The sequence below is a fragment of the Anatilimnocola aggregata genome, from assembly GCF_007747655.1.
Classification (GTDB): Bacteria; Planctomycetota; Planctomycetia; order Pirellulales; family Pirellulaceae; genus Anatilimnocola; species Anatilimnocola aggregata.
The window spans coordinates 6,108,485-6,121,911 of the sequence record NZ_CP036274.1 but is presented as its reverse complement, the minus strand read 5'-3'; the positions used below and the strand labels follow the sequence as shown (position 1 = coordinate 6,121,911).

General features: G+C 57.3%; 10 protein-coding genes. 4 read left to right on the top strand and 6 right to left on the bottom strand.

Annotated elements, in window-relative coordinates:
• Nucleotides 1–2: 2 nt before the first annotated feature.
• The gene (locus ETAA8_RS23105) at nt 3–1,535 is read left to right on the top strand and encodes a sugar ABC transporter ATP-binding protein (RefSeq protein WP_145093963.1); all 1,533 of its coding nucleotides are present in this window, start codon (nt 3–5) and stop codon (nt 1,533–1,535) included.
• A 7-nt stretch (nt 1,536–1,542) separates the two neighbouring features.
• Here the strand turns inward: ETAA8_RS23105 and ETAA8_RS23100 are convergent, their stop codons facing one another.
• From ETAA8_RS23100 to ETAA8_RS23080, 5 genes are all read right to left on the bottom strand, one after another.
• A complete protein-coding gene (locus ETAA8_RS23100) occupies nt 1,543–2,088 on the bottom strand; it encodes a DUF1269 domain-containing protein (protein WP_145093960.1) in 546 nt (181 codons plus the stop codon).
• A 662-nt stretch (nt 2,089–2,750) separates the two neighbouring features.
• On the bottom strand, nt 2,751–3,116 hold the full coding sequence (locus tag ETAA8_RS23095; RefSeq protein ID WP_145093957.1) for a hypothetical protein: 366 nt from the start codon (nt 3,114–3,116) through the stop codon (nt 2,751–2,753).
• 39 nt (nt 3,117–3,155) lie between these two features.
• Entirely contained in the window at nt 3,156–3,623 is a 468-nt protein-coding gene (locus tag ETAA8_RS23090; RefSeq protein WP_145093954.1) for a hypothetical protein, read from the bottom strand.
• A gap of 126 nt (nt 3,624–3,749) precedes the next feature.
• Entirely contained in the window at nt 3,750–5,213 is a 1,464-nt protein-coding gene (locus ETAA8_RS23085) for a DUF1501 domain-containing protein (protein ID WP_145093951.1), read from the bottom strand.
• A 20-nt stretch (nt 5,214–5,233) separates the two neighbouring features.
• Nucleotides 5,234–5,956, bottom strand: a complete 723-nt coding sequence (locus ETAA8_RS23080; RefSeq protein ID WP_145093948.1) for a hypothetical protein — start codon at nt 5,954–5,956, stop codon at nt 5,234–5,236.
• Nucleotides 5,957–6,369: 413 nt separating this feature from the next.
• Here ETAA8_RS23080 and ETAA8_RS23075 point away from each other — a divergent pair, with 413 nt between their 5' ends.
• Nucleotides 6,370–7,320 (top strand): acyl-CoA desaturase, encoded by a 951-nt coding sequence (locus ETAA8_RS23075; protein WP_202921213.1) that lies wholly within the window; start codon nt 6,370–6,372, stop codon nt 7,318–7,320.
• Between the two features lie 138 nt (nt 7,321–7,458).
• Here the strand turns inward: ETAA8_RS23075 and ETAA8_RS23070 are convergent, their stop codons facing one another.
• Complete coding sequence (locus tag ETAA8_RS23070) at nt 7,459–9,855, bottom strand: bifunctional serine/threonine-protein kinase/formylglycine-generating enzyme family protein (protein ID WP_202921212.1); 2,397 nt, start codon at nt 9,853–9,855, stop codon at nt 7,459–7,461.
• A gap of 542 nt (nt 9,856–10,397) precedes the next feature.
• Here ETAA8_RS23070 and ETAA8_RS23065 point away from each other — a divergent pair.
• Nucleotides 10,398–11,183 (top strand): CAP domain-containing protein, encoded by a 786-nt coding sequence (locus ETAA8_RS23065; protein ID WP_202921211.1) that lies wholly within the window; start codon nt 10,398–10,400, stop codon nt 11,181–11,183.
• A 264-nt stretch (nt 11,184–11,447) separates the two neighbouring features.
• Nucleotides 11,448–13,421 (top strand): arginine--tRNA ligase, encoded by a 1,974-nt coding sequence (gene argS, locus ETAA8_RS23060; protein WP_145093936.1) that lies wholly within the window; start codon nt 11,448–11,450, stop codon nt 13,419–13,421.
• The last annotated feature ends 6 nt before the right edge of the window (nt 13,422–13,427 follow it).

Below are 13,427 nucleotides of genomic sequence, written 5' to 3'. Positions count from 1 at the left end.
CGATGTCATCAGAGCCCATCATCGCGATTCGCGACGTCACGAAGCGCTTCCCCGGCGTTGTGGCACTGGAGCATGTTACGCTCGAGATCTTGCCTGGCGAGTTGCACGCCATCTGCGGCGAGAACGGTGCCGGCAAAAGCACGCTGATGAAGATTCTCTCCGGCGTGATTGCCGACTTCGAAGGAGAATTGCTCCTCAGTGGCAAGCCCGTCCGCTTTCGCAGCACGCGCGATGCGGAAGCGGCCGGCGTGAGCATCATTCATCAAGAGCTGAATCTGGTGGAGCAGCTATCGGCAGCAGCAAATATCTTTCTGGGGCGTGAACTCCGAGGCTGGCTGGGGCTGCGCGACGATCGGGCCATGGAGCAAGCGGCTTCGTCTTTATTACGCGAACTGGAGTGCGAAGTTCATCCCCGCACTTTGGCCGGCGAACTTCGCGTTGGCGATCAACAGTTGATCGAAATTGCCAAGGCCCTCTCGCTGCAAAGCGAAATCCTGATTATGGACGAGCCGACCAGCGCGCTCACCGAAGCAGAGGTCAGCCGGCTGTATCGCGTCATCGAGCGACTGCGGAAGCGGGGTGTTACGATTCTCTATATCTCGCACAAGATGGACGAAGTCTTTCACTTGGCCGACCGCATCACTGTGCTGCGCGACGGACGAACGGTAAAAACGCTCAGCAAGACGGAAACCAACTCTCAGCAAATCACGCACTTGATGGTGGGGCGCGAAATCGAAGCGATCGACTTCGGTGCCGAACGGCAAACAGCCGAAGTGCTGCTGAAAGTAACGAACCTCTCGCTTCCCTGGCATGGCCACGCGCGGGAGTGGCGGCTGCACGATATCTCGTTTGAGCTGCGCCGCGGCGAAGTCCTCGGCTTTGCAGGTTTGATGGGCGCGGGGCGAACGGAACTGCTGGAGTGCCTGTTCGGAGCTTCGGATGTGCCACCGCAGGGCTCAATTGAACTCCGCGGGCGAACTCTCAAGTTACGCCATCCTATAGATGCGTGCCGCGAGGGTATCGCGCTCGTTACGGAAGATCGCAAGAGACTAGGGCTCTTTACAGCGATGAACGTCGGCCAGAATATTTCACTCTGTACGCTTGATCGCACTGGGGCGATGGGGCTGATCAACAGCAGTCGCGAATGGCAAATGGCGAGCGAGACGAGCAAGAAGCTGGGCGTGAAGACGGCAGGCCTGGCTGCAGCAATTACCAGCTTAAGTGGCGGCAATCAGCAGAAGTGCATTATCGGCCGGTGGCTACAGACGGAACCGCAAATCTTGTTGCTGGACGATCCGACACGCGGAGTCGATGTTGGCGCGAAGGCCGAACTGTATCGCCTCATCGATAAGCTCTGCCGCGATGGTATCGGAGTGATCATGACTAGCAGTGAACTGCCGGAATTGCTTACGGTCTGCGATCGGATTCTCGTCCTTAGCGAAGGCTACCTCACCGGCAGTTTCAACCGAGCTGAAGCAACCGAGCACAAGATACTCGAAGCCGCGACCATGGGCCGCGCTAAGGTCGCGGGTTGAGAAGTTTCTATCGACGCGACTTTTGCAGCGGGCGATCATCAATCTCCGGCGAGTCGGCGCTTGTTTCCGCGTGCATGTGCACCGCTTCGGCGGCGGTGGTGTTGAGCATCCCATACGCGATTGCAACTTGGGCGGCCGAACTGCGAACTACAACCAATGATTTGCCATCCTTAACCATCTCTTCGTAGTTTTTCAGGTGGTCCTCGTGAATGCCCCAGCCCTGAAACGCGCCGAGCAAACCGCCGACAATCGCGCCAGTAATACCTGCCGCGAGCGCGCCAGCCGCAATTACCGGTCCAATTCCGGTCAAGGTGAGCACTGTCGCGCCAGCGAGGATGCCGACCGCTCCCCCAGCTCCAGCACCGACCATTGCGTCGGTTTCGGTGCGATCGCCATAGTTAGCCGCGTTTTCCAGATCGGGCGAATCTTCTGATTTCACTCCTACGATCGAGTATTCGTCGGCACTGAAGCCACTTTCGTGAAGTTTCGTAATTCCCTCAACAGCTGATGCGTAGTTGGGATAGACCGCAATAACCGAGTCGTTGAATTCCATGGAAGGCCTCGCTTGATCAAGAAATTAAGCTGGTTGCGAATGTCTGATGAAAGTTCAGTTGCAACCAGCATGCCGTCGGCACCTTCGCCTGACACGGCAACCATCGCGGTTGGTACGCCAACTGCGGAGAGTGTTAGGGGTGGTGCTAAAGATCGAAGCGCGTAATTCCCGAAAAACCGAGGCAGAAAACTGGTAACGGTGGGCTCAGCCAAGTAATAATATTGGTAGGCAAACTGGCACGCTGGAAGCAGCGTAAAAGAAAGTGGGGGCTCTGGCGTCTCCAACGAACAATTGGAATACGAAAGCGACCAGGGGCTAACTGCCGCTTTTGTGAAATACCGTCAGAGCCCCCAACGGGCCAGTTTGCACAACAAACCGTTTCATCACTGCGAGGTAGCAGTGATGTCTCAGTCCTAAAGCACTCGCTGTGCCAGAACTCAACAGCCGCAGAAAATTCGATGCAAGCCATTGCCGTATATGGCTTTGTGTTTTCTTTGTTTTTCGCGCCGGCCGCTTTTTCGGAATCTCGCCAATTTTCGCTGGCAGGTGGTGTGCAAAAACGCCACACATGGCGGTCTGGGCGAGTACGCTTTAAGTACACCTGTGCAATTTTGCGCAGGGGCTATTTCGAGACCGAAGTAAATGCCGCTAGAGCACGATCGCTAACCGCGTAGTGTCATTATCAGCAGCGTCGCGAGTGGGAAGATGCCGAGGACGACCGCGATAAAGGTGATAGAGATCGGTGGTGGATCACTCCGCACCCGATAGACCATGATCGTGAGCGCCAGGCAAAGGATGCCAGTGACTGCTGAGATGAGGGTCATCAACCCCGGCATAATGCTCAGTACCTGAGAGGTCTGAGGCGTTAGTTGCAGGGTGCGAACGAGCACGAGACAGATGCCAGCCGCAACCAGGGCTCCACTCGTGGCGAGCAGGGTGAGCATCCAACTGACTGTGACCGCGATCGAAGCTTTGGATTCTTCGGCCAATAGCGCGCGCGGGGAAAGCAGCTTGCGGCGAACGAGCATTTTCTTTCGCCGCCCCACGATCAGCCCTTTGCCTGAAGATTACAGGCCGTAGTAATGCACCGTGATATCACCACGGCGATCAAACACAACTTTCAGTTGGAAGCCACAGGCCCAACTGTACTCGACAACAGGCCGGCGTAAAAAGCCCGTATAGCAGCAAACGGTCGGGTCGCCCGTGCAGCACACTGGCATGCAAACCGGAACTTCAACCAGGCAGCAAGTGCAAGGATCCTTCACGTGCAAGATTAGTTCTACAGTCTTGCAGGGATCAAAGCAGACACAGCCCTTGTGATGGCGGTAGCAGATATTGGGCGGGCAGCACTTCGGTGCACACGTGGCTGGAGCGACTGCTACAGCAGGAGCCTCTGCGGCCGGTTTCGGCTCGGCAGCTGGTTGCGAAGCGCGGCGCAGGAGCTTAGCTTCGGCAGTCGAGGTGAGCGCGAGCAAAACCAGGCTGACAACGACAAATAGCCGGCTTCCAGCCAGCGACAGGCGAACTGTAGACATCGGAATTCCCCCTGAAGAACAACGAGCGGCGTAAACTGCGCAAACTTTACCGCCTGATGAAGGTTCACAATAATCACTGCGGCCAGCCGCGGCCAGGGGGCGACGTGGGCTGGAGAAAATAGGTTGTTAAGCCAGCAACTCGCGGATAACTCGACCATGGACGTCGGTCAGGCGGAAGTTCCGGCCTTGGAACTTGAACGTCAGCCGCGTGTGATCGACGCCAAGCAAATGGAGCAGCGTGGCGTGCAAGTCGTGCACGTGCACACCACCGTCTACGACGTTATAGGAAAAATCGTCGGTTTGACCGAACGAAACACCGGGCTTTACGCCGCCGCCTGCCAACCAAACCGTGAAACAGCGAGGGTGGTGGTCGCGTCCGTAATCATCTGCCGAGAGCGGCCCCTGGCAATAGACAGTACGCCCAAATTCACCGCCCCACACCACGAGCGTGTCTTCGAGCAGGCCACGTTGCTTGAGGTCGGCAAGCAGAGCTGCCGTGGGCTGATCGGTGTCGCGACATTGCGCCTCGAGTTGCTTGGGCAAGGTGACGTGCTGATCCCAACCGCGGTGGAACAACTGTACAAACCGAACGCCGCGCTCGACCAGTCGTCGCGCCAGGAGGCAATGATAGGCATAACTTCCGGGTCGCTCGACTTCGGGACCATACTGCTCTCGGACTTGCTTGGTCTCGGCCGAAATATCGACGAGTTCGGGCACCGCTGTTTGCATCCGAAAAGCCAATTCGTACTGGGCAATGCGCGCGGCGATTTCCGGATCGCCCTGCTGTTGTTCTTGCAGGCGGTTCAACTGCTGCAGGTCGTCGAGTTCCTGGCGGCGAATCGCGCGCGTCACGCCAGCGGGATTCGACAGGAACAAAACAGGATCGCCCCCAGCGCGAAACTTCACACCTTGGTGTTTGGACGGCAAGAAGCCGCTGGCCCACAAGCGATCATACAAAGGCTGGTCGGTTACGTTGCCGGATCCTTGCGAAACCAGCACCACGAACCCAGGCAGATCCTGGTTCTCGCTTCCCAGTCCGTACGAAAGCCAACTGCCAATACTTGGCCTGCCGGCGAGTTGTGCGCCCGTTTGCAAAAACGTAATTGCCGGGTCGTGATTGATGGCCTCGGTGTGCACGGCTTTTACAAAACAGATTTGATCGGCCTGCTGTGCTGTGTGCGGCAACTGTTCGCTAAGCCAAGCGCCACTCTGGCCGTGCTGAGCGAATCGATACTTGCTGGCCGCGATGGGAAAACTTGCCTGCCGGCTGGTCATGGCCGTCAAACGTTGCCCCTGGCGAATCGAGTCGGGCAAATCTTTGCCAGCCAGCTCACGTAGCTTGGGCTTGGGGTCGAACAAGTCGAGCTGCGACGGCCCGCCCGATTGGAAAAGGTAGATGACCCGCTTTGCTCGCGGGGCAAAGTGCGGCAGCATATTCGCCGCCAGCGGACGCGAGGCTGGTTCGTCAGCCCGCGTTGCTTGGCTCGCGCACAAACTGGCCAGCGCTGCACTACCAAGCCAACCTGATGTCGATTGCAGCCAACGTCGCCGACTGGCGCAATTGTCGTCGGGCAGTCGCTGATTGCTCATTGCGGGGCTCGCACGAACGATTACTCTTTGTCGACCGGCTTCGTTTCAGCAGGCTTGTCATCCGCAGGCTTCACCTCCGCTGGTTTCTCTTCTGGCTTCGCTTCAGCGGGCTTAACCGGTTCAGCTGGCTTGGTAGACTCTGCAGCCTTTTCTTCAGCCGGCTTGATGACATCGGCGGGCTTTACTTTAGTGGCTGGTTTTTCGACCTTCTGGTGACCAACTTCAACGGTCGGGGGTGGATCAGAATCGGGAAGGGCTGGAGGTTCGTTCGAAAGTGGTGCATTAGGAAGGTCTTCGGGATCAGGCTTTTGGTTCTGATAGTGTGTGTTGAAGCGCAATCGATCGCCGTTGCCGTAATACAGTACTGTGACGTAATTGCGATCTGGCAAGCCGTACCACCAGTAGCATTCCACCGTGTAATCGGGATGAGTGTCGACGTACCAAGGCTGGCGGTTCAACAATGCCTGCACATCTTTGGGGGCCAATAATTTGGCATCGATCTTGCCACCCTCTGCGGCGTTCTGCACACCCTTGGCATTTTGCGATTTGAACAAGGCACCGATATCGTCGTAAGCCTTCTGCGTGGCTGGTGCTGCCAGCAAGTAATGATGTGCCAACATCAAAATGGCAAATACGAGGATTGCGAGAAGCGCACCCAGCCGAACGGGGTTGGTCTTCGCTGGCGGTTTCACGGTCTTCTTTGCGGGCGCTGCGGTAGCGGGAGAGGCGGAAGCCTTACTCATGAAAAGACCTCGAAGCGAGAAGACGTTGAAACAAGGATGAGAACGGGACGATCGTCCCAGGTGGCCATGAGTCTAAATGCCTCGCGCGCCAATTTCCATCCCCGCGTCCAAGAAGCGGTGGGAAAGTAGTTTGCGTTTGTTGCGCAGGCAGTTAACCCGGCTGTTGAAGTGGGTTCGCGAATTGCTGATCGCGGACGTCGTGAGTCCCACACTTCCAGGCGTACACCGAGGCGAACGCGGATTCTGCGAATTCGCGGCATTTGATGGGTTGAACAATCGTCTCGAATGGGAATAATCCCGACAGGCCTACGGGCTTTTAACGACTAACGCCCACCTGCCAGGCACGGAAATGTTAGTCAAGGATGTTTGGGCAATGTTTGCCGGCAGCGGAATGAATGGATCAGGTTAGCAGGATGTCTTTTCCCAAGAATTTAGCGCTCGATGGCGCGTTCAGTTCCTCGTCAACTCGTATTTCACGTAGTCGCGGCGCGATTCTCTGGGCTTACCTAGTCCCAATTTTCACGCTGCATTTGTTGGCGATCCTGGCGGTCGCTCCTTGGCTGTTCTCGTGGGCGGGTGTTGTCGCACTGCTCGTGGGCATTCACGTCTACGGCAATCTGGGCATCAACCTTTGCTATCACCGGTTACTGACGCATCGCAGTTTTGCGGTGCCTAAGTGGCTCGAATATACGCTCGCCACGTTTGCCCTTTGTTGCATGCAAGATACGCCGACGCGCTGGGTGGCCACGCATCGGTTGCATCACAACCACTCGGACGAAGAAGGGGATCCCCATTCGCCGCTCGACGATTTCGTCTGGTCTCACATCGGCTGGCTGTTTCGCAAGAGTCCAGCTGTCCACGACATTGCCGTCTATCAAAAATATGCTCGCGACTTGTTGAGCGACCCGTTCTATTTCTTTCTGGAGAAGCGGCCCTATTGGGTGGGCATTGTTTACTTCGCTCACGCGGCCGTTTATTTTCTGGCCGGGCTCGTTGCCGGTCGCTGGTACTCGGGCGATTGGCCCGCCGGACTGCAGTTGGGCGCAAGCCTGGTCGTGTGGGGCGTGATTGTGCGAACGGTCGCCGTCTGGCACATCACGTGGAGTGTCAACTCGCTGACTCACACGTTTGGCTATCGCAATTACGCCACCAGCGAAAACAGCCGGAACAACTGGCTCGTCGCGCTCGTCAGCGCCGGAGAAGGCTGGCACAACAACCACCACCAAGACCCTGCTAGCGCAAGTGTCCAGCACCGCTGGTGGGAATTTGACCTCACCTACTACACCATCCAAGCCCTCGCCGCCCTCGGCCTCGCCAGCCGTGTCACTCCCCCGCGCCACATTCGCCGGGAAGAGCGGGGGTAAGTTTATTGCCGTCGGGTGCCACTACTCTGAGCTTCGTAGACCAGGGCAAGTGCACAGCACCCCTGGTGGGAATTCGATTTAATCTATTGCATTACCAGTTCCCCGAGCGCCTGAACCTATGGTTAAAGCCTCGTGATCTCACCGCTGAGTCGTTTGGCTCAAGTTCAGTTCTTGTACCACCCGAAAACCATTGCTCCCGTAGCGAGCGGAGGGTGGGTAACGCGAACGAAAGGCACTGCGGGTGCGAGCAGCATCGTAGTTCCAATCGCCACCGCGAATGACCCGCGCCGACCCATTTGCCGATTCTGGAAAATCACCCAATGCGTTTCGAGAATAGGAGTTATCGTCAAAAACGTCCTGGCACCACTCACGCAAATTGCCGTGCATGTCATGTAGGCCAAACGCGTTTGGTGGCTTCATCGCTACCGGATTCACACCTTTGCAATTTTCGTTGTACCAACCGAACTTATCCAACAATCGCAAGTCGTCCCCAAATGAAAATTGCGTAGTTGAGCCAGCGCGGCATGCAAATTCCCATTCGGCTTCCGTAGGAAGACGCACTGTAGCACTCTCCTGTTGCGAGAGCCATTGACAGTATGCCACTCCATCATTCCAACTGATCTGTATCGCCGGTAAGTTATCGGCAACTGGGTAATCCAGTTCTCGCCAACTCCGACCGCGATCGATATCGGGAATACTTCCATCCAACACAAACGAACTTGAACTACCAAAGCCGTACTTCTCCGCTTCGGTGACGTACTTGGTTGCAGCGACAAATTGGCGAAACTGCTTGACTGTGACCTCGGTGGCTCCCATTCGGAACGGCTTAGTAACAATCCTCCGGTGTTGCGGGCGTTCCGACTTCAAGATTCGATCAAAAGTTCCTTCACCCGCCTTAATCGCTTCTGCCATCTTCTGGGCAGCGGCAACTTGTTCGTCAGTACTACCCATCAGAAACTCGCCCGGCGGGATTAGCACCATCTTCGCGCCGACGCTGTTGTTTGTTTCGACCTGCGTGCCGAGATGCTTAGCCCAGGCTAGTTGATGCTGCTTTGCCTGAGGTGCGGTGAACGGCGCTTTGGCGAGAGGTGGTTGCGGCTTGCTGTCTTCACGCACCGTTTGAGTCGCGGGAGCCCTTCCCTCTGGCACTCTTACCTTGGTAATTTTATTCCCGTCGTTGTCTTTGAGAATTACCCACACGCCGAGGGCGAGGAATAACAGCCCACCCAAGCCAGCAGCGATTAGGGCAACCCGGTTTCGCCACCAAGGACCACGCGGCCGTTGCGGCGGGAGTTGTCGGGCAACTTGGATGGAGCGATCGGAGATGGGATCGGTGGTAACCTGCGCGCTATGAATGGAAATTGTTGGCGAGACGCCCGCCGTCGCGAGCGGCTGGGTTTTGGGTAGAGTGGCTTGCGCAGCGGTTGCCGCGGATGAGTCGGTTTTCTTGCCGCTGAAGGACTGCAAGAAGGAACCGAGTTTGCTATCTGGTTCGGGACTAATGTTGCTTGTTGCCGAAACCGGTTTGTTCAAAGTTGCTAACGCTGCTTCGACTTCAGCCATCGTTTGATAACGGTCTTCGGGCTTTTTGGCGACCATCCGCTCGTAGATGGCGGCGAGTGACTTGGGGACGTCGGGACGGTGCACGGCGAGCGGGGGGATCGGCTTGTTTTGGTGCGCCATCAGTTTTTGCACGAGCGATTCGGCGTCGTACATGTTGCGGGCAGTGAGGAGCCGATAGAGCGTGCAGCCGAGGCTGTAAATATCGGCACGGGCATCGACGGTGTGAACGTCGAACGCTTGTTCGGGTGCCATGTAATCGACGGTCCCCATTACCTGGCCCGATTCGGTCAGCCCGTCCTGATTGGCGTCGTCGAGGCGGGCCAGTCCCATATCGAGGATTTTCACCGTCCCCTTTTTATCGAGCAGCAAGTTCGCCGGTTTGATGTCTCGATGGACGACGCCATTATCGTGAGCGAAAGCCAGCCCCTGGGCTGCCTGGCGGATGCAGTCGATGGCCTGGGGAATGGGGAGCGGCCCGTCGCTGGCGACGACACCGGCCAGGTCGCGCCCCTCGACATGCTCCATCACCAGATACCAAACGCCGCGCTGCACGCCCGCGTCGTAAGTCTGCACAATGTTCGGGTGCGATAACTTGGCCGCAGCTTCGACCTCGCGCTGAAAACGCTTAACGGCCGCTTCGTCCTTGGTGAGAGCCGGCGGCAGGAGCTTGATGGCTGCCTGCCGCTTCATGTGTCGATGGCGGGCCTTGAAGACTTGCCCCATGCCACCGGCGCCGATCTTGGCCAGCAGCACATAGTCGCCCAAGACCAGCGGAGTAGTGCTACCTGAGAGGAGTTCCGTCGCTTGAAACTGCGTCAGTTTTTCGCGGTCGATTAGCGCCCGGGCGAAGGCCGCGGCATCTTTGGGGCGCTGATCGGCTGGCAGCGAGTTCCAATAGGTTTTGATTTCGTCCGTGGAGCATAAGCCGGCAGAGATCACGGCTTTCGCAAATTGATCGACACTCAAACCCACGGGAGACTCCTGAATATCGCGCCCCCCCATTGTAGCCACAAATACCAGCGTCAACAGCCGAGAATTTGGTCAGATTTTTGGTAGCGCTGCGGCGGAGGATTCTTGGGGGCCAGCAGTATGCCAGCGCACGAGTTTGAACGGTTACCGAGATTCTTGCGCCGCAGCCTGGCGTGGATGCCTGGCTGTCGACTGCCACAGCTGTGAAAATATTCACGAATCCCTTGCGGAGTCGCGGGGCAAATAGCGATGGAGTCCTGACGAGTTGGCACAAAAGTGCCGCGGAGCAAATTAAAATCGGGCAATCATACACGCTCCAGCACTTTAACCAAACTGTCCATTTCGCCTATTTTTGTCACTTGAATGTAAAAGTTTGACCAAAAAATACTTCTTTGGTGGGGTCGTCGCCCTGAATTATAGCCTACCCCCAGTTGCGAGCGCTTGACTCGTCACGCTTAATGGGCCCGCACAAGTCGTGTGACCTGTGCATAGATCGCAACTTATGCGTTCTACGCAATTGTTACTGTTTCTCACGGAGGTTTGGAATGAAGCGATTGGCATGGGCATTGGTTTTGGTCACCACGGGTGTTGCAGCTGCACAGCAAGCTGCCCCGCAAAACAAAACCGACAACGCCAAGGCGACGCAAGAAGGCGTCGGGGCGAGTGGTAAGGACACCCAAAGCCAAACGAAGGCAAAGACGGTCTCTGCGACAACCAGCACACCAACGACCGCAGCAGGAACCAAAGAAGCAAATCTGGCGGAAGCGAAGAAACAGGCCAAGCAGCCCGTTGTCTTGCATCAACATCCGACGATGGTCACCATGCTGCAGCGCAGCAACGGTATTCGGGGCCGAGTTGGCCTCCGCGGCCATCGCCTGAATCCGGCTCTCTGCCGGGCGGCCCAGAATCACGCCGAGTACATGGCGTCGACGGGCAGCTTCAGCCACGACACCAACGGCGGCTACGTGGGACGTGCACGCCGGTTCGGCTTCCGGGGCGGCGTTCGCGAGAACATCGGCTGGAACTATGCCACCATCGACCAGGCCTTTGTTGGCTGGCAAAACAGTGGCGGCCACTACTCGGCCATTGTGAGCGGCACCACCGATGCCGGTTTTGGTTACGCCCGCTCTGCTAACGGCCAAACCTATTGGGTCAGCGTGTACGGCGCGGCCACGGCCGAAGACGAAGCCGATTACGCCACCGTGCTGAAGAAGGACGCAGAAAAAGCTGCGGCCGAGAAGGCAGTTTCCGCCGATGCCGACGAGTCGGAAACGGCCGAGAAGACCCAGACCAAGGTCGCGCCCATGATTGACGACAAGACCGGAGCCTAAGGCCTCGCTCACAACCAAGCAATTCAGGCTTCCTGCTAGCGAACCTGCCCATTGTTTGCCTGACAACTGATGTACGGGGTGTGCATGACACTGCAGGCTGCACACCCCGGCATCGTTTCTTGGCTTTGTGAGTTCCCGACCCCTCGCAAATTTCCCTTTTCGCACCGGACATTGCCCGTCAGGCCCGGGGACGTCACACTTGAACCTTCCGTTTTTCACTTCTCTCTCTCGTTGACCGCGTTCCTCGTACTCAACCTTCGGCCGATGAACATTCTTGCCCTCCTGAAAAGTCGCTTTGCTCCTGCCTTGAAATCTCGCGTTACCGATCCTGCATCCCTGCTGGAAATGATTCGCGTTGCGCAAGACGCGAAGTTCGGCGACTATCAGGCCAACTTTGCGATGTCTCTGGGAAAGACGCTCGGCAAATCACCCCGCGATGTGGCCACCGAGATCGCCGGCGAAACGCAGTTGGACGACCTCTGTCTGCCTTTCGATGTGGCCGGCCCCGGCTTCATTAACCTGAAGTTGCGCGACGACTGGCTGGCTGCTCAACTCCAGGCAGCCACCACCGACGACCGCTTGGGCATTGAGAAAACGACAAAGCCGCGGACCTTCGTCATTGACTACTCCTCGCCGAACGTTGCCAAGCCGATGCACGTCGGCCACATTCGTTCGACCGTCATCGGCGACGCCCTCTATCGCACGCTCCAGTTCCTCGGGCACAAGACCATCAGCGATAATCACCTCGGCGACTGGGGCACCCAGTTCGGGATGATTATCTACGGCTGGAAGCACTTTGCGGATGCCGCTGCGTTTACTGCTCGCCCCGTCCCTGAACTCAGCCGGCTGTATCGCCTCGTCAGCAAACTGGTGGAATATCGCGAGAGTCTGGCCGCGCTACCGACCGTTCAGCAAAAGCTGACGCAGCGACAAGCGGAGATTAAAACGCTTCAATCGCAGCCCGCCGCGGCCGACAAAGCGGCGGCAAAGAAAGCTGCTCAACAGCTGGCTCAGGCCCAAAACCAGGCCAAGTCGCTGCAAGAAGAAATCGACTCGCTGCAAACGAAGATCGCGGCCGTCGAGGGCGATCCCCAACTAGCCAAAACAGCAGCTGCCCATAGCGATATCGATCAACGCGTGTTGGCCGAAACCGCCAAGCTGCATGCCGGCGATGCCGAGAACCTCAAGCTCTGGCACGACTTCCTGCCGCATTGCCGCGACGAGATTCAGCGCGTCTACAAGCGGCTGAATGTCACTTTCGATCACGAACTGGGCGAAAGCTTCTATCATGACCGCCTCGCGCCGGTAGTCGAAGACTTTGTCGCGCGCGGCCTGGCGAAGGATAGTCAGGGAGCCATGTGCGTCTTTCTACCGGGTTTCGAAGCCCCGATGATCATTCGCAAGAAGGACGGCGCGTTTCTTTATTCCACGACGGACCTCGCCACGATTCAATATCGCCGCGAAACGTGGCAGCCTGACGCGATTCTGTATGTCGTCGACCATCGTCAAAGCGACCACTTCGAAAAGCTGTTCGCTGCGGCCAAGCTCTGGGGCTGCGAAAACATTCAACTGGCCCACGTCAAGTTCGGCACCGTCCTCGGCGAAGATGGCCGTCCCTACAAGACCCGCAGCGGCGACACCGTAGGGCTCGAAGGACTGCTGGACGAAGCGGTTTCCAAGGCCAACGAAGTGGTGAAGTCGATCGACGACGCCAACCCAACTGGGCCGCAGTTCTCGGCCGAACAACGGCAGAACATTGCCGAAACCGTCGGCATTGGCGCGCTCAAGTATGCAGATCTCTCGCAAAACCGCGAAAGCGATTACACGTTCAGCTACGAGAAGATGCTGGCGATGAATGGCAATACAGCGACGTACATGCAGTATTCCTACGCCCGCGTCCGCAGCATTTTTCGCAAGGCAGAAACGACGCCGGCCGCAGTTCTCGCCGCTGGTGGCAAGATCGTCCTCTCGCATCCAGCAGAGCGCGCCCTGGGCATTCAACTCCTCCGCTTGGCTGAAGCGCTGGCGACTGTTGAAGCCGAATTCCGTCCGCACTATCTCACGACTTACCTGTTTGACCTGGCCAAGAGCTACTCGACCTTCTTCGAGAACTGCCCGGTGCTGAAGGCCGAAACAACGGAACTAAAGAATAGTCGTTTGCTGCTGTGCGATCTCACGGCGCGCACCATTTCCCTTGGCTTGAGCCTGCTCGGCATCGGCGTAGTCGAACAGATGTAGACTAAC